General features: G+C 69.4%; 18 protein-coding genes. 9 read left to right on the top strand and 9 right to left on the bottom strand.

Features of this window, described 5'->3' with window-relative positions:
* Positions 1–163: 163 nt before the first annotated feature.
* The 5 genes from H4281_RS16090 to H4281_RS16070 all read left to right on the top strand — a co-directional run bounded on the left by H4281_RS16090 (position 164) and on the right by H4281_RS16070 (position 4,611).
* Positions 164–1,864: an APC family permease gene (locus H4281_RS16090; RefSeq protein WP_182891729.1), complete on the top strand. Its 1,701-nt coding sequence runs from the start codon at positions 164–166 to the stop codon at positions 1,862–1,864.
* A gap of 151 nt (positions 1,865–2,015) precedes the next feature.
* Positions 2,016–2,969 (top strand): GlxA family transcriptional regulator, encoded by a 954-nt coding sequence (locus tag H4281_RS16085; RefSeq protein ID WP_182891728.1) that lies wholly within the window; start codon positions 2,016–2,018, stop codon positions 2,967–2,969.
* Positions 2,970–3,072: 103 nt separating this feature from the next.
* On the top strand, positions 3,073–3,711 hold the full coding sequence (locus H4281_RS16080) for an HD domain-containing protein (protein ID WP_182891727.1): 639 nt from the start codon (positions 3,073–3,075) through the stop codon (positions 3,709–3,711).
* Between the two features lie 61 nt (positions 3,712–3,772).
* On the top strand, positions 3,773–4,186 hold the full coding sequence (locus tag H4281_RS16075) for an SRPBCC family protein (protein ID WP_182891726.1): 414 nt from the start codon (positions 3,773–3,775) through the stop codon (positions 4,184–4,186).
* Positions 4,183–4,611 (top strand): MarR family winged helix-turn-helix transcriptional regulator, encoded by a 429-nt coding sequence (locus H4281_RS16070; protein WP_182891725.1) that lies wholly within the window; start codon positions 4,183–4,185, stop codon positions 4,609–4,611. The genes H4281_RS16075 and H4281_RS16070 overlap by 4 nt, the downstream gene beginning before the upstream one ends.
* Positions 4,612–4,727: 116 nt before the next feature.
* On the opposite strand, the gene H4281_RS16065 is transcribed toward H4281_RS16070, so the two are convergent.
* From H4281_RS16065 to H4281_RS16055, 3 genes are all read right to left on the bottom strand, one after another.
* Complete coding sequence (locus tag H4281_RS16065) at positions 4,728–5,354, bottom strand: SRPBCC family protein (RefSeq protein ID WP_182891724.1); 627 nt, start codon at positions 5,352–5,354, stop codon at positions 4,728–4,730.
* Positions 5,355–5,476: 122 nt separating this feature from the next.
* Positions 5,477–5,830: a hypothetical protein gene (locus H4281_RS16060; protein WP_182891723.1), complete on the bottom strand. Its 354-nt coding sequence runs from the start codon at positions 5,828–5,830 to the stop codon at positions 5,477–5,479.
* A gap of 106 nt (positions 5,831–5,936) precedes the next feature.
* Positions 5,937–6,872, bottom strand: a complete 936-nt coding sequence (locus H4281_RS16055; RefSeq protein ID WP_182891722.1) for a LysR family transcriptional regulator — start codon at positions 6,870–6,872, stop codon at positions 5,937–5,939.
* A gap of 101 nt (positions 6,873–6,973) precedes the next feature.
* Between H4281_RS16055 and H4281_RS16050 the strand changes: the two genes are divergently transcribed.
* Positions 6,974–7,855, top strand: a complete 882-nt coding sequence (locus H4281_RS16050) for an NAD(P)H-binding protein (protein ID WP_182891721.1) — start codon at positions 6,974–6,976, stop codon at positions 7,853–7,855.
* A gap of 16 nt (positions 7,856–7,871) precedes the next feature.
* Positions 7,872–8,231, top strand: coding sequence for a darcynin family protein (locus H4281_RS16045; RefSeq protein WP_182891720.1), 360 nt, complete (start codon positions 7,872–7,874; stop codon positions 8,229–8,231).
* A 47-nt stretch (positions 8,232–8,278) separates the two neighbouring features.
* Here the strand turns inward: H4281_RS16045 and H4281_RS16040 are convergent, their stop codons facing one another.
* The 6 genes from H4281_RS16040 to H4281_RS16015 all read right to left on the bottom strand — a co-directional run bounded on the left by H4281_RS16040 (position 8,279) and on the right by H4281_RS16015 (position 13,117).
* The gene (locus H4281_RS16040) at positions 8,279–9,427 is read right to left on the bottom strand and encodes a M48 family metalloprotease (protein WP_182891719.1); all 1,149 of its coding nucleotides are present in this window, start codon (positions 9,425–9,427) and stop codon (positions 8,279–8,281) included.
* 213 nt (positions 9,428–9,640) lie between these two features.
* Positions 9,641–11,431, bottom strand: coding sequence for an APC family permease (locus tag H4281_RS16035; RefSeq protein WP_182891718.1), 1,791 nt, complete (start codon positions 11,429–11,431; stop codon positions 9,641–9,643).
* Positions 11,432–11,508: 77 nt separating this feature from the next.
* On the bottom strand, positions 11,509–11,784 hold the full coding sequence (locus H4281_RS16030; protein ID WP_182891717.1) for a DUF3040 domain-containing protein: 276 nt from the start codon (positions 11,782–11,784) through the stop codon (positions 11,509–11,511).
* Positions 11,778–12,098 (bottom strand): DUF3618 domain-containing protein, encoded by a 321-nt coding sequence (locus tag H4281_RS16025; RefSeq protein ID WP_182891716.1) that lies wholly within the window; start codon positions 12,096–12,098, stop codon positions 11,778–11,780. The genes H4281_RS16030 and H4281_RS16025 overlap by 7 nt, the downstream gene beginning before the upstream one ends.
* Entirely contained in the window at positions 12,095–12,505 is a 411-nt protein-coding gene (locus tag H4281_RS16020; RefSeq protein ID WP_182891715.1) for a phage holin family protein, read from the bottom strand. The genes H4281_RS16025 and H4281_RS16020 overlap by 4 nt, the downstream gene beginning before the upstream one ends.
* A 54-nt stretch (positions 12,506–12,559) precedes the next feature.
* Positions 12,560–13,117, bottom strand: coding sequence for a hypothetical protein (locus tag H4281_RS16015; protein ID WP_182891714.1), 558 nt, complete (start codon positions 13,115–13,117; stop codon positions 12,560–12,562).
* 110 nt (positions 13,118–13,227) lie between these two features.
* On the opposite strand from H4281_RS16015, the gene H4281_RS16010 reads away from it, so the two are divergent.
* Together H4281_RS16010 and H4281_RS16005 are read left to right on the top strand one after the other, a co-directional pair.
* On the top strand, positions 13,228–13,647 hold the full coding sequence (locus H4281_RS16010) for a CBS domain-containing protein (RefSeq protein WP_182891713.1): 420 nt from the start codon (positions 13,228–13,230) through the stop codon (positions 13,645–13,647).
* A 179-nt stretch (positions 13,648–13,826) separates the two neighbouring features.
* Positions 13,827–14,684 (top strand): SDR family oxidoreductase, encoded by an 858-nt coding sequence (locus H4281_RS16005; RefSeq protein WP_182891712.1) that lies wholly within the window; start codon positions 13,827–13,829, stop codon positions 14,682–14,684.
* Positions 14,685–14,700 lie beyond the last annotated feature (16 nt).

Genomic DNA, 14,700 nt, shown 5'->3' with positions numbered 1-14,700 from the left:
GACATAACTCGCGAATACCGTTGTGCGGCAACGGCAATCCGAGCAGGATCGCGGCCCTGCACCGAATGGTGCACAAGGTAACAATCTTATGTCCGCTTGTTTTGCGCGCGCCGTCGCGGGAGGACAGTGGAGGCGGACCGCCGACCCGGCAGGAGGCCGCGACATGAACAAGGCCGGAACGACCGAACAGCTGTCCCCGGCGGTCGTCGCGGGCGACGACAAGCGGCTCAAGAAGCATTTCGGCCCGATCGGGCTGCTGTTCACCGCGGTCGGGTCGATCATCGGGTCCGGATGGCTCTTCGGCGCGCTCAACGCCGCGCAGCTCGCCGGGCCCGCGGCGATCGTGTCGTGGGGGATCGGCGCGGTCATGTTCGTGCTGATCGGGATGACCTACGCCGAATTGGGCACGATGTTCCCGCATTCGGGCGGCGTCGCGCGGTTCCCGCACTATTCTTTCGGTTCCTTCGCGAGCTTTTCCATGGGCTGGGTGACGTGGATAGCGGCGGCCGCGGTGTCGCCGATCGAGGTGCTCGCCGTCGTCCAGTACGCCACGAATTACCTGCCCTGGCTGGAAACGCTCGACGCCGACCGCAACGCCGTGCTCACCCCGGCGGGCACCGGGATCTCGATTCTCCTGCTGGCGTTCTTCGTGCTGGTGAATTTCTTCGGCGTGCGCTGGTTCGCCCGGATCAACAACGTGCTCGTGTGGTGGAAACTCGCCGTCATCGCGCTGGTGATCGTCGTATTCCTGGTGACCGCGTTCCATCCCGGGCATTTCTCCGACTACGGCGGGTTCGCCCCGTACGGCACGCACGGAATCTTCTCCGCGGTCGCGAGCGCGGGCATCGCGTTCTCGTTCTTCGGCTTCCGGCAAGGCGTCGAACTGGCGGGGGAGACGGCGAACCCGAAACGCAACGTGCCGCTCACGCTCATCGGTTCGGTCGTGCTCACCGGAATCCTGTACGTGCTGCTGCAGATCGCGTTCATCGGCGCGGCCCCGTCCGACGCGATCGGCAAACAGGGCTGGGAACACGTCGGCGCGAACTTCACCGCGGGCAGCGACGTGCTCGCGACCTTCGGCCCGCTCGCCGCGATCTCGAGCGTGCTCGGCATCGGCTGGCTGGCCACCCTGTTGTACGCCGACGCGATCGTCTCGCCCGGCGACACCGGGCTGATCTACACCGGCGTCACCGCGCGCATCTCCTATGCCATGGGGCGCAACGGAAACGCGCCGTCCGGGCTCGCGAAGGTGAACTCCGCGGGCGTGCCGTGGGTCAGCCTCTTCCTGGCGTTCGTCGTCGGCTGCTTCTTCTTCCTGCCCTTCCCGGGGTGGAACAAACTGGTTTCGTTCGTCACGAACAGCACTGTCCTGTCGTTCGGGTCCGGTCCGCTGGTGCTGCTGGCGATGCGCAGCCAGCTGCCGAGCCACGCCCGCCCGTTCCGTCTCGGCCGCGGCTGCACGTGGGCGGTCGCGTTCCTGGCGCTGTTCTCCACCAACCTGATCATCTACTGGACCGGATGGGACACGAACTGGAAACTGTTCGTGGTCATCGCCTTCGGATATCTCCTGCTCGCGCTGCACCAGGCCTTCGCGAAAACCTCGCCGAAACTGGACTTCCGGCACGGCTGGTGGGTGCTGGTGTGGTTCGCCGGGCTCGCCGTGATCAGCTATCTCGGCACGTATCCGGAGGCTTCGAAGCATGCCGGGAACCTGGGCGTTCTGGACTTCTCGCTGGGCGCGGTGGCGTCGCTGGTGCTGACGGCGGCGGTGATGGCGCTGGCGCTGCGGAGTGCGTTGCCGGGGGAGCGGGTGAGGGAGATTTTGGCTGAGCGCCGGGAGGCGGACGAGAGTCCGGCGGCCTGATCCCGCCCCGTCCGGCGCCGTCATGACCGAGCACCCCACGGCTCGCCGCTGCCGGTGTGCACGACCGTGACTGCCGTGCGGGATTCGTTCGGGCCGCTCCGATCCGCGTCCGCCTGACCGTCTGCCATGCTGGGTCCCGGAGGTCGGGAGCATGGGCGCGCGCGTGGTTTTCGTCGTGTTCGACGGCGTGAAGATGCTCGACGTGACCGGGCCCGCCGAGGTGTTCGCCGAGGCGAATCTGGCCGGGGCCGGGTACTCGATCAGCTACCGGTCGCCGTCGGGAGCGGCCGCGGAGACGTCGGTGGGCGTGCGGTTGCCGGTGGACGGGCCGGTCGCCGAGGCGCCGGATCCGGACCTCGTCGTGGTCGCGGGCGGGGACGGGCTGGTGGACCGCGGCGTGCCCGCGGAGCTGGTCGCCGCGATCCGCGAGATCGCGCCGCGCGCCGGACGGCTGGTGTCGATTTGCACCGGTTCCTTCGCGCTGGCCGCGGCGGGCGTGCTGTCCGGGCGGCGCGTCACCACGCATTGGCGGCACGCGGCCCGGCTCGCCCGCGCGCATCCGGACGTCCAGGTGCTGCCCGACGCGCTTTTCGTGCAGGACGGCGACATTTTCACCTCGGCGGGAGTGTCCGCGGGCATCGATCTCGCACTCGCCCTGGTCGAACACGACCACGGCCCCGACCTCGCCCGCACCGTCGCGCGCGGTCTCGTGATGTTCATGCAGCGGCCGGGCGGTCAGTCGCAGTTTTCCGCGCCGCTGCGGATGCCGCGGCCGAGCACGCCGACGTTGCGCGAGGTGACCGATCTGGTTTCGGCGCAGCCCGCGCTCGACCACAGTGCGTCCGCGATGGCGTCGCGCGCGGGGGTCAGCGCCCGGCATCTCGCGCGGCTGTTCGCGAGCGAACTGGACACGACGCCGGCGAAGTACGTCGAGCAGGTGCGGCTGGACCACGCGAAAGCACTCCTCGGCGCGGGACACGGCGTCGCGGAAACCGCACGCTCCTCCGGATTCGGCAGCTCCGAGACGATGCGGCGCGTCTTCGTGGCGCGCCTGGGGATTTCGCCGAGCCAGTACCGCGCCCGGTTCGAGACCACGGCCTCCTGACCCGTGTCCGGAACTGTGGGCACGCGGTCGGTTTTCGCAGTGGGGCCGCGGACCTGGCCGGGCGAGACTCGGGTCAAGCCCGCTTTTCGCTAGGAGGTCTGTGGTGTCCGAGGTGATCGCCGGGATCGAGATTCCCGGAACAGCGCTGGCGCGCGAGGCGACGGACTTGGTGCGCGACGTCGCCGACGAGACGCTGTTCCACCATTCGCGGCGCGTCTTCCTGTGGGGTTCGCTGAAACTCGCGGCACGCGGGCTGACGGCGGACCCGGAACTCGCGTACGTCGGCGGCCTGTTCCACGACCTGGGGCTCACCGACGGATACGCGACTTCCGACCGCCGGTTCGAACTCGACGGCGCCGAGGCGGCGCGGACGTTCCTCCTCGACCACGGCCGTTCGGCCGAAGAGGCCCGGAACGTCTGGCTCGCGATCGCCCTGCACACGACGCCGGACGTCCCGCTGCGGCTGGCCCCGGAGGTGGCGGTGGTGACGCTGGGCGTGGAAACCGACGTGCTCGGCCTCGACCTGAACGAGATCGCCGGCGACCAGCGCGCGGCCGTCGTCGCGGCGCATCCGCGGCCGGACTTCAAGAACCGGATCCTGCGTGCGTTCCGGGACGGCATGGCCGGCCGTCCGGACACGACGTTCGGCACCATGAACGCCGACGTGCTCGCCTATTTCGATCCGGAGTTCGAGCGGGCGGACTTCGTGGAGATGATCAAGGGCAGCGCTTGGCCGGAGTGAAGGCTTGCCAGTTAGTCTTCGCGGAGATAATCTCTGCGAAGACTAACTGGGAGGATCGATCATGTGGACCACTGACTACAGCGCGGAGACCTCGGCGAGCCCGGAGGCGGTGTGGGCGGCGTTGCGGGCCCTGCACAGCGGAACGCCGCTGAGCGAGCGCAGCGACCGGTTCGAATTGCACGGACCGTTCGAGAAGGGGACCGAGCTGTCGGTCACTCCGCAGGGGCAGGACACGTTCCGTTCGCGCATCACCGAGTTGACCGAGAACGAGGTCTACGAAGACGAAACGCGCTTCGGCGAGGTGGTGCTGCGGTTCCGGCACACGCTCGCCTCGCTCGCGGACGGCGGCACGCGCGTCACGCACCGGCTGGAGATCGAAGGGGAAGCGGGTCCGGAGCTCGGACCGCAGATCAGCGAGGACTTCCCGGTCGCCATGAGCGATTTGCTGGCCAGCGCGGAGCGGTCCGCGCGATGACGCGGTTCGCGGGCCCGGGGGACAGTCCGGGTTTCCTGCTGTGGCACGTGACTTTGGCGTGGCAGCGGCGGATCCGGCAGACGCTCGAACCGCTGGGCCTCACGCACGTCCAGTTCGTGCTGCTCGCGTGCTGCTGGTGGATGGAAACGCACGGTGCGCCGCCTCGGCAGCAGGAACTGGCGGCGCAGGCGGGCGCCGACATCAAGATGACCTCCCAGGTGATCGCGCGGCTGGAGGCGGCCGGGCTGGTGACGCGGACGGTCGACTCCGGCGACACGCGCGCGAAACTGGTGCGGTTGACCGAAAACGGCCGCGACCTGGCGGGCCGGGCGGTGACCGCGGTGGAGCGGGTGGACGTGGAGATGTTCGGCTCCGAGGCCGGGCCGTTGCTGCGGACGTTGCGATCGGTGCTGGACACGGAGTGATTCCGCCGGGGCGACGTGGCCGCCGTCTGGGCGGAGGCTGCTCGGGGCCTGTGTCGATCGGGCGCTGCGCCGCGGCCTGCCGGTCGCACGGCAGCCCGCGGTCTCGCGTCATGCGGTCAGTCGCAGGGGCGGGTTTCGGCGGCGGTCTTGAGATCGGTGAGCCAGGTTTCGAGCCCCATGTCGGACGTGGGATCGGCTTGCGGACCGCGGTGGCTTTCCTCGGTGCGGACGAGGACCCCGCCCCGGACGGGGCTGAACGTCCAGACGTGCACGCCGTCGATGTGGTATCCGGCGCTGTCGGCGGGGCCGGTCCAGCGGAGGCATGTTCCGCGGTGGATCTGCTGGACGGTGGAGCTGATCACGACCGTGCTCGGGGGAGCCGAAGGCACGTGGACGGTCGCCTGGAACCGCGAATGCTTGCGCAACGGTCCGGGATCCAGCCGCCGGACGGTCATCGGCGCGGCGGGTTTCTGCCAGGACGTCCAGGCTTCGACATCGGTCTGCAGTCCCCAGATCGTGCGCAGCGGCGCGTGGATGAGGATTTCGGCCCGGTGCCGCGCTTTCGCGGTCTGGTCGACGCCTTTTCCTTGGCAGGTCAGCGATGCCGGGCCGGGATGAGCGGCGGCCTGGGCCGGTGTTGCGCCCAGCGCGCCGGCGACCGCCAGCGGGACCGCGAGCAGGGCAGCCCGCAGTCCGGTCCGGTGGCTCGGTGTCCGCTCGGTCTTCGAGGGGGTGGCGTGCATGGGCGTTTCTCCTGTTCACAGTTGTTAATGCTATTAACTCTAGTGAAACCATAGAGTCCCGCCCTGGTGAAGGTCAATAGCAAGAGTGAAAGGTATTAACGCGCGTTAGCCGCGGGGATCGTTCAGGTTGGGAGGAGGACGTCCGGCAGGGCGAACGCCGGTCGGGTTCGCACGCACGTCCTGCCGCGGCAGCCTTCCGCGCGGTACTCCATCGCGATGACGGGACCGGCTTCGCGGATCTCGATCGTCAGCACGGTGACGAGCTCGCGGAAGACGTCGACGACGAGGTCCGCCTCGCGCCGGTACCGGATCCGGACGCTGCGGTGGCTCGTGTCCCAGGCGAGGTGGAGTTCCTCGGTCTCGGACAGGGCGATTTCGACCTCGCGCACGAAGTCGTCGCCGGAGGACTCTTCGGTCTGGGGGAAGATGTCGAAGACGGAGAACCACACGTCGTCGTCGGCGACTGCGAACTCCACGCAACCAACCTGCCGACCGCCAACGGCTAGCCGGGAAACGGACGTGCGGAGACCCCTGAGGGAACCGGATTCCGTGCGGGTCCCCTTCGCGAACTTCAGCCCAGGCTCAGGCGCCCGCGACGAGAAGGGTCCTCCGCACCGCACCCCGGAGCCAGCGATGCGCCCCGTCAGCGGACTGCCGCGGATGCCAAGCCATGCCGATCGTCAACGGCGGCAACGGAACCGGAATGTCGAGAAGTCGCAAGCCAAGCGCGGTCGCGTCGGCAGTGAGGGGCGACGGGGGTTCGCCGGGGAGTGCCGCGGGGATCAGGCAGACCGCATCGCTGCGCGCGGCGAGGGCCATCGCGGCCAGGTGACTCGGCAGGACTATCGGGACCCGGCGGCGGAGGTTGTGTTCGGCCAGTGCCGCGTCGAGGGGGCCGGTGAATCGGCCGCGGCGGCTGACGGCGACGTGGTCGGCCGCGGCGAGCCGAGCGGGGGTCACGGGGGCCGAGGTCAGGGGGTGGCCGGGGCGGACGGCGGCGACCATGCGCAGGGTGAGCAGCTTTTCGACCTGTGTCTCGGGATCGACGTGATCGATGGAGCCGACCTCCAGGTCGAGGCGGCCGTCGCGGAGGGCTGAACCAGCCTCCAGCTCCTCGGCTCGGACGCGGAGGGAGATGCCGGGCGCTTCCTCGCGCGTGAGTCGCAGGAGGCCGACCGCCAGCGTGGCGCCGACCAGGTCGGCGGTTTGGATCGTGAAAGTGGACCGCAGGGTCGCGGGGTCGACGACGGCGCCGGGGCTGAGCAGCGCGTTCAGGCTTTGCACCACGGCGGCGGCCTCGTCGCGCAGGGATTGGGCGCGCGGCGTGGGGACCATGGCTTGCCCGGCGCGGACCAGCAGCGGGTCTTGCAGGATGCGGCGCAACCGGGCGAGCGTGCGGCTCATCGCGGCCGGCGAGGTGTGCAGGCGCGCGGCGGCGCGGGTGACGCTCTGCTCGGTCAGCAGGGCGTCCAAAGCGACGGCGAGGTTGGCGTCGATCGCCGGATTCAGGCTGTTCACCAAGGTAATTCCAGTTCAGGCAAAGATTGCGTGCCGAGATTCCCATTGTGGCATCACGACCGCGCTCAGCAGGATCGAGGACGTACTCAACGGAGGTTTTCATGATCGTCATCACTGCCCCGACCGGAAACATCGGCAGCCGGGTGCTGAGCCGGTTGTTCGACGCGGGCGAGGATCTGCGGGTGATCGTCCGCGACCCCGCGCGGCTGCCGGAGCCGGTGCGCGAGCGCGTCGAGGTCGTCGCCGGTTCGCACGGCGACCCTGAGGTGGTCGACCGGGCTTTCGCGGGCGCGGACGCTGTTTTCTGGGTCGTGCCGCCGGATTCGTCGCGAGCCCCGGCGGACGGCTGGAGCGGCTTTACCGGTCCGGCGGCGAAAGCGCTTGTCGCGCACCAAGTCGGGCATGTCGTCGGGGTCTCGGCGCTCGGGCGCGGCACCGCGGTCGCCGATCAGGCGGGGCTCGTGACCGCGTCGCTCGCGATGGACGAGCTCATCGCGGGCACTGGCGTCGCGTATCGGGCGCTGGCCAATCCTTCCTTTTTCGAGAATCTGCTGGAGGAGGTCGACTCGATCCGGGAGAAGGGCGTCTACGCCGACGTCCTCGACCCGGACCGCAAGGCTCCGCTCGTCGCGGTCGCGGACATCGCCGCGGTCGCTGCGCGGCTGTTGCGGGACCGGTCTTGGACCGGCTTCGCCGACGTTCCGGTTCTGGGCCCGGAAGACTTGTCTCCCCACGATGTCGCCCGGATCATGAGCGAGCAGCTGGGCCGTCCGGTCCGCTACGAGCGCGAATCGCTGGACGATCTGCGCACCACGCTCATCGGCTACGGGCTCAACGAAGACTTCGTCCACGGAATCGCGGAGATGAAGCACGCCAAGGACAACGGCCTCGACGCCGGGATCGCGCGCACCGCCGGAACCGCGTCTGAAACCACGTTCGAACAGTGGTGCGCCGAAACCCTCAAGCCCGCTTTCGACGCCTGACCGGCAAGGATTTCCCATGTCCGACGAACAACCGCCGGTGACCGCGTTCCTGCTGGTCAAGACCACGCCGGAATGGCTCGCGCTGACCCCGGAGGAACGGGCGGACGCGTTCGCCGCCCAGGTCGTCCCGGCGATCGAGGCGAAAACCGCCGGCGTCCGGTCCCGGTTCTACGACACCGAGTTCTACTCCGCGCGCGTCACCGACGTCTGGGTCTGGGAGGCCGACGACCACCACGCCTACCAGCTCCTGATCGACGCGCTGCGCGAAACCCCGTTCTGGGACCGGTATTTCGAGATCGTCGACCTGCTGGTCGGCACTGAGAACGGCTACGCCCGCACGTACGGCCTGGACCCGCTGGCCACCATCGCCACCTGAGCACGCGAACGGGCCCCGTCCCGGAAGACGGGGCCCGCGAGCGGTGCTCAGTGCGCCGCGGCCAGTGCCGCCGCGGCGGGCGGCATCAGCTTCGGATACTCCTTCTGGAACTTCTCGATCATCTTCGCGGACGGGATGATCCGGTTCGGGTTGTTCTGGCTCACGGCCTGCTTCTCGCCCCACGCGCCGGCGGCTTTGCGCTGGTCGGGGGTGCCGTGGCTGTGGTAGCAGTCGCCGATGGAAGCGTCGAGGTAGGTGACCTCCTGCTGGGTGCGGGCGTTCCAGGCCTCGCCCTTGGCGTGCGCTCCGAAGTACCCGCCGTAGGCGTCCGGGCCCATTTCGCCGGATTCGTCGCGCGGGTAGTTGTCGTGCGCGAAGTCGACCTGGTGGCCGTACTCGTGGCCGACGACCGCTTCCACCGACACGTCGTCGAAGCCGAGGTGGTTGACCACGTCGAGCAGGCCGTCGCCGAGCATGATGCGCTTGCCGCCGAGGCTGTCGGCCGGGGCGGAGAACGCGTTCAGGGTCAGCAGCGGGTGGCGGCCGCCCTGCAGCGCCGGGACCTCGTAGAGCACCTTGGTCGCGAGCGCGCCCGCTTCCGCGGCCCGCTTCGGGTCGAGGCCGAGCTTGAACGTCTGCGTGGTGCGTTCCTGGCTGCCCAGGTCGGTGCCCTTCCAGGTGACCAGCTGGATGTTCCAGCTTTCGATGTCCCAGAACCCGCGCAGCTTGTCGATCGTCGCGCCGGCGCGCGGCGTGTACTGGCCGTCGGTGCCGAAGACCTGCGGGGTCTTGTCGCTGGCGACGGCCTGGGTGTAGAGCTGGCCGATCGCGCTCAGCGCGCTGAGCGCCTTGGCCTCGGTCGGGTTCAGCGAGGAAGCGAGCTTGTTCGCGTAGGTCAGCAGCGATCCCTCGGTACAGCCCGGGATCGGGCCCTGCGCGGCGTGCGCCTGCTGGCCCGGCCGCTTGACCGGCGAGTCGAACAGCGGGTCGACGCCGCGCAGCGCGTTCGCGGGCAGCCCGTTGTAGAGGTCTTCGACGTCCTGGTACAGCTGCGCGATGTCCTGTTCGACCGACGTCGGCTCGGCCGCTTTCGCCTGCGGCGCCGCGGTCGCCGGTACGGCGGTGGCCACCGTCAGCGCCGCGAGGGTGCCCGCCGCGGCGAGCGTTCTGCCGAGAATCCTGGTCCGTTTTCGCATGGGCCCCTCATTCCGGTTTCAAGATCACGAAGTACGCCCAACCCTAAGACGATCTTGGGCGCGGAAACCGGGGCGAGGGAAAGAACCCCGGGATGGCCCACGCCTTTCGGCGGGTTTTCGCCCTGCGGACATCGGCCGAAAGTACTATCGGGCAACCGCGGTAACGGCCCCGGCGAACCGGGCATCCGGGAAAACGGGACGAAATGCGCTTCGCTAAGCCCCGACCCGGAACCGCATCCGGCAGACGACCGCGTCGGACCGGCGGCGCAGCGCCCGGGCCAGCACCGCGCCGCGGCGGTTTTGCAGGACGCGTTGCCAGACGTGTTCCGGTTCGACCTCGGCGACCAGGACGAAAACGTGGCATCCGCCGTGCCGTCGCAGGTGTTCCACGATCGGCTCGCCAAGACGGCGGCGTTCGTCGTGCAGCCGGACCAGCGTGACGTCCGGATGCCACCGTTCCCACGCTTCGACGAATTCGCGCGCGGCCGCTTCTTCCTCGGGATGCGTTACGTGGACAGCTTCGACGTGGTCGCCGAGCGAAAGCGCGGCGGCGAGCGCGTCGCGGGTCAGCCGGGACACCGTGTGGACCGGGACGACCACCAGCGACCGGTTGGGGCGCGGCGGGGGAGGGACGCGCCCGAGTTCGAGGCGCTCGCCGATGCGGCGGTAGGTGCGGTGGACCCATTCCATCAGCAGCACGAGCGCCGGCAGCGTGACCACGATCAGCCAGCCGCCTTCGCCGAACTTCGACGCCGTGACCACGATCGCGGCGATTCCGGTGAGCAGCGCGCCGAAACCGTTGAGCGCGGCTTTTCCGCGCCAGCCGCGCGGGCGCGAACGGAACCAATGCCGCACCATTCCGGTTTGCGACAACGTGAAACCGACGAACACTCCGATCGCGAACAACGGCACCAGTGTGTTCATGTCGCCATTCGCGAGGAGCAGCAGCGAAGCCGAAGCGATCGCGAGGAAACCGACGCCGTGGCGGTACACCTGACGTTCCGCGCGCAGGGCGAAAACGTGCGGCAGATTGTTGTGTTTCGCGAGCAATTGCGCCAGCACCGGCAGCCCGCCGAAAGACGTGTTCGCGGCCAGCGCCAGCAGGATGACGGTGGAGAATTGCACTACGTAGTAACCGAAACCGTTGCCGAGCGACGCGGCGGTCACCTGCGACAGCACGGTCGCACCGTCAACCGGGCGGATCGAGAACTTCCCGATCAGCACAGCGATCCCGAGCAGCATCGCCGCGAGCAGTCCGCCGAGCGCGACTTCCGCCCGCTGGGCTCGGCGGACCCGCGGTTCGCGGAAGGCCGGGACGGCGTTGGCGATTGCTTCGACGCCGGTCAGTGCCGCGCAGCCGTTGGCGAAAGCCTTGAGCAGCAACAGGATGCCGACCGGCTGGAGGGCCTGGAGATGTCCGCTCGCGACAGTGGCGGCCGGAGCGCTGCGGAAGAGACCGACCACCACGACGAGGAGAATCGACCCGACGAACACCGCGGTCGGCACAATGAAGGCCCGCGCGCTTTCGGCGATGCCGCGAAGGTTGATTCCGGTGATCAACGCGAGCACGCCGAGGCAGAGCCACAGTTTGCAGGGCAGCAGCGAGGGAAACGCCGAGGTCAAGGCGGCGACCCCGGCGGCGGCCGACACCGCGACGTTCAGCACGTAGTCCACGATCAGCGACGCCGCGGCGACGAGCGACGCGCGCCGGCCGAGGTGGGCGCGGCTGACGCCGTAGGCCCCGCCGCCCTCCGGAAAAGCGGCGATGACCTGCCGATACGACAGCGTCAGCACAGCGAGCAAGACGGCGATCGCCAGCGTCACCGGCAGGGTGAAGCCGAGTCCTGTCCCGCCCGCGACGGCCAGGACGAGCACGATCGCCTCGGGTCCGTAGGCGACCGACGCCATCGCGTCGAGGGACAGTGCGGCGAGGCCGCCGACGACGGAAAGCCGGTGCCGATCGGCGGCTGGCGGCGTTTCCGGGCGGGACAGAGTTGCGGTCACCCGCTCAGGCTGGCCCCCGCAACGCGCTCACGAGGCGGTCGTTGACGGTTTCCTGACAGTGATCCAGCGAACACGGGTCACCGGGAGGAGCCGGCTTTCCAGTGCCGCACCGCGAACGGCCCGCCCACGAGCACGGCGAGCGCGACCACCCCGGCCACGATCATACCTGGTCGCGAGTCGAACGCCCCGGTCGCGATCAGCACCACGGCGGTGACGATCGCCAGCACCTCCAGCGCGGAGCGGCGGCGCCGACGCCCGGATCCGCGGGCCAGCTTGGCGCTGAGCCGCGGATCCGTGGCGGACAAACCTCGTTCGATTTCGTTCAGTGCACGCTGTTCCCGGTCGGTCAGCATGCGTCACCTTGCTTCCGGTGCGCGTGCCGGCGGCGGATGAGGAAGCGCAGCACGAAAACTCCGCCGAAGACCGCCGCGAACAGCGGGAGCGGGTTGCTCCGGACCGCCCGCGCACCAGCGCGGACCTTCTCCGCAGCCGGTGCCGAGACGGTTTTCCCGACCTGTTCAGCGGCCTTGTCGATGGTCGCGTCGACCTTCTCTCCGGCCCGCGTGCGGACGTCGAGCTTCTGGCTCAGCGCGTCCAGCGTCTCGGCCAGTTCCTCGCGGGTGACGTCCCGGTCCGCCTTGGCTTGCTCAACCTTGCGTTCGGTCATGACCGCCCCTGCTTCATCGTCTCGACGTCCTCGCGGACCCGCTCGACGGATTCCTCCGGCACCACCGGCGCGGCGCGGCTCGCTTCCTTGCCGCCGACCAGCGCCGCGAGCCCCGCGACCAGCAGCAACGCACCTCCGACGATCAGCGCGGACAACCAGCCGGGCACGACGAGCGCCAGGGCCAGCACAGCGGCGGCGATCAGGGTCGCGCCGCCGAGGAGCGCCAGCACTCCGGCGAACCCGACGAGCCCGGCCCCGATGCCGAAGCGTTTCCCCTTCGTCTGGAACTCGGCCATGGCCAAGCGGAATTCGTCTTGGAGCAGGCGCTTGATGGAAGCGGTCAGATCGGCCGCGAGATCCGCGGTGGACTTCTCGTGCGCGGGCGTCCGGTTCATTTCCTCCAGCACGGCTTCCTCCCTTCCTTCTTGCAGGCGTACCCGGCAGGTGGGCGGCAAAACGGGTCAGCGTGATTCCAGCTCGGCCAGTGCTTCGCGGAGCGCGTCGACGACCCAGTCGTGGCCAAGTGGCAGCGGGCTCGGCACCTGGTCGTCCGGGTCGTCGCGACTGTGCGCCAGCACTTCGACTTCGACGCCGGCCTCGCGCAGCGCGGCGATCTCGGCGTCGTGCTGGACCAGCCACGCTTCGTCGGCGACCGCGGCGTCGCCGGGGCTGATCACGCCTTCGGCGGCCGGGTCGACCAGAAGGACGGACCGCAGCGACCCCGAATGCTCGGCAGCCAGCTGCAAGGCTTCGGCCGCGAGCGGTCCGCTCGTGACGAGGTCGCTGCGCTCCGGCGCGGCAAGGGTTTCCGCGGTTTCGCGCCACGCGCCCTCGACCGGGATCCGGTACCAGAGGATCTCGTGGTCCTCGGCGAGCGGGCGCCAGGTGGCGGGCAGGCCGTCGTGTTTGGCCGCGCCGGCCGGATCGAGCACGATCAGCCGGGGCGCGCCGGACCGGCCTGCCGCGACCAGCGGCGGGCCTTCCGCGCGGACCGGGTCGGACGGGAACGGTTCTGGCATGTCGGCTCCTTCCACGAGCCTCCGGTTACCCGGGCGGGCGGAGGAGAAACTGCCCGGGAGGCGTAACGGCCGGGAACGTGGGAGTGACCCGGGAGGAAGGAGACGATCTCATGACCACTGCCCGCGACTTGATGACGCCGAACGCCGTGTGCGTGCGCGAGTCGGACACGGTGAACGACGCCGCGCAGACGATGGCGCGCGAACAGCTGGGCGCGCTGCCGGTGTGCGGCGAGGACAACCGGCTCAAGGGAATGCTGACCGACCGCGACATCGTGGTGAAGGTGATCGCCGAAGGCAAGGACCCTCGTGCGGTGCACGCGGGCGAACTGGCGCAAGGAGAAGCGGTGACGATCGGCGCGGACGACGACGTCGCCGAGATCCTGCAGACCATGTCGCAGCACCGGGTGCGCCGGCTGCCGGTGATCGACGGCCACGACCTGGTCGGCGTCGTCGCACAGGCGGACGTCGCCCGCGCCATGCCGAACCCGGACACCGGGGTGCTGGTCGAGGCGCTGTCGCACGATTACTGATCGCCCCGGGTTTGCCAGTCGCGGACCGGGGTAACCGCCGCGCATCCGCAGAGCGGGCCAGGGGGCGAGGGCCGCGCAACCGTCGCAGGGGGACGGTTGCGCGGCTTCTTCCGTGATTGAACGGCGGCACAGCGGGTAGCCGGAAAGGAACAGAACCGACTTTTCCGGGGAGGATTCCCGTGGCCGACCGCATCCGACCTCCGCAGCAGCAGGACCCGCCGGGCACCACCGCGGAAATGGACCCGCAGCCGCGCGATTCGATGACCGACTACGAGGGCCGCGGCCTGCTCGCCGGACAACGCGCGCTGATCACCGGCGGTGATTCCGGAATCGGCCGCGCGGTGGCGATCGCCTTCGCGAAAGAGGGCGCGGACGTCGCGATCTCGTATCTCGACGAGCACGAGGACGCCGAGTACACCGCGGACCGGGTGCGCGCCGAGGGCCGGGAATGCTTGCTGCTGCCCGGTGATCTCGCCGAGGCGAAGCAGTGCCGGGACATCGTCGAGCGCACTCTGTCCGAACTGGACGGACTCGACATCCTGGTGAACAACGCGGCGACGCAATGGCCGGTCGACAGTCCCGAGGACCTGACCGAAGAGCAGTGGATGCACACGTTCGACGTGAATCTGCACAGCTACTTCCGCGTGACCGCGGCCGCGCTGCCGCATCTGGGCGACGGGGACGTCATCATCAACACCGGTTCGGTGAACGGCTTGCGGGGGAACAAGAGCCTCATCGATTACTCGGCTACCAAGGGCGCGATCCACGCGTGGACGTACGCGATGGCACAGGCCTTGGCGGACCGGGGAATCCGGGTGAACTGCGTCGCGCCGGGTCCGGTGTGGACGCCCCTGATCCCGTCGACGTTCCCGCCGGAGAAGGTGGAGAAGTTCGGATTGCAGGCCCCGATGCAGCGGGCGGCGCATCCGGACGATCTCGCGCCGTCGTATGTGTTCCTGGCGTCGAATCGGCTGTCTTCGTACTACAGCGGCGAGGTGCTGGCCGCGTTGGGCGGCGAAACGGTTCCAGGCGGGTGAATTTCGGTCCGTGAAG

The organism is Amycolatopsis dendrobii (assembly GCF_014145675.1).
GTDB classification, from domain to species: Bacteria; Actinomycetota; Actinomycetes; order Mycobacteriales; family Pseudonocardiaceae; genus Amycolatopsis; species Amycolatopsis dendrobii.
This window is presented reverse-complemented; position numbering and strand designations above follow the sequence as displayed.

Bases quoted from the DNA above. Each gene is read 5' to 3' on its own strand.
- H4281_RS16090 (WP_182891729.1), top strand. From the start codon at position 164: ATGAACAAGGCCGGAACGACCGAACAGCTGTCCCCGGCGGTCGTCGCG.
- H4281_RS16085 (WP_182891728.1), top strand. From the start codon at position 2,016: ATGGGCGCGCGCGTGGTTTTCGTCGTGTTCGACGGCGTGAAGATGCTC.
- H4281_RS16075 (WP_182891726.1), top strand. From the start codon at position 3,773: ATGTGGACCACTGACTACAGCGCGGAGACCTCGGCGAGCCCGGAGGCG.
- H4281_RS16070 (WP_182891725.1), top strand. From the start codon at position 4,183: ATGACGCGGTTCGCGGGCCCGGGGGACAGTCCGGGTTTCCTGCTGTGG.
- H4281_RS16065 (WP_182891724.1), bottom strand. From the start codon at position 5,354: ATGCACGCCACCCCCTCGAAGACCGAGCGGACACCGAGCCACCGGACC.
- H4281_RS16050 (WP_182891721.1), top strand. From the start codon at position 6,974: ATGATCGTCATCACTGCCCCGACCGGAAACATCGGCAGCCGGGTGCTG.
- H4281_RS16045 (WP_182891720.1), top strand. From the start codon at position 7,872: ATGTCCGACGAACAACCGCCGGTGACCGCGTTCCTGCTGGTCAAGACC.
- H4281_RS16040 (WP_182891719.1), bottom strand. From the start codon at position 9,427: ATGCGAAAACGGACCAGGATTCTCGGCAGAACGCTCGCCGCGGCGGGC.
- H4281_RS16030 (WP_182891717.1), bottom strand. From the start codon at position 11,784: ATGCTGACCGACCGGGAACAGCGTGCACTGAACGAAATCGAACGAGGT.
- H4281_RS16025 (WP_182891716.1), bottom strand. From the start codon at position 12,098: ATGACCGAACGCAAGGTTGAGCAAGCCAAGGCGGACCGGGACGTCACC.
- H4281_RS16015 (WP_182891714.1), bottom strand. From the start codon at position 13,117: ATGCCAGAACCGTTCCCGTCCGACCCGGTCCGCGCGGAAGGCCCGCCG.
- H4281_RS16010 (WP_182891713.1), top strand. From the start codon at position 13,228: ATGACCACTGCCCGCGACTTGATGACGCCGAACGCCGTGTGCGTGCGC.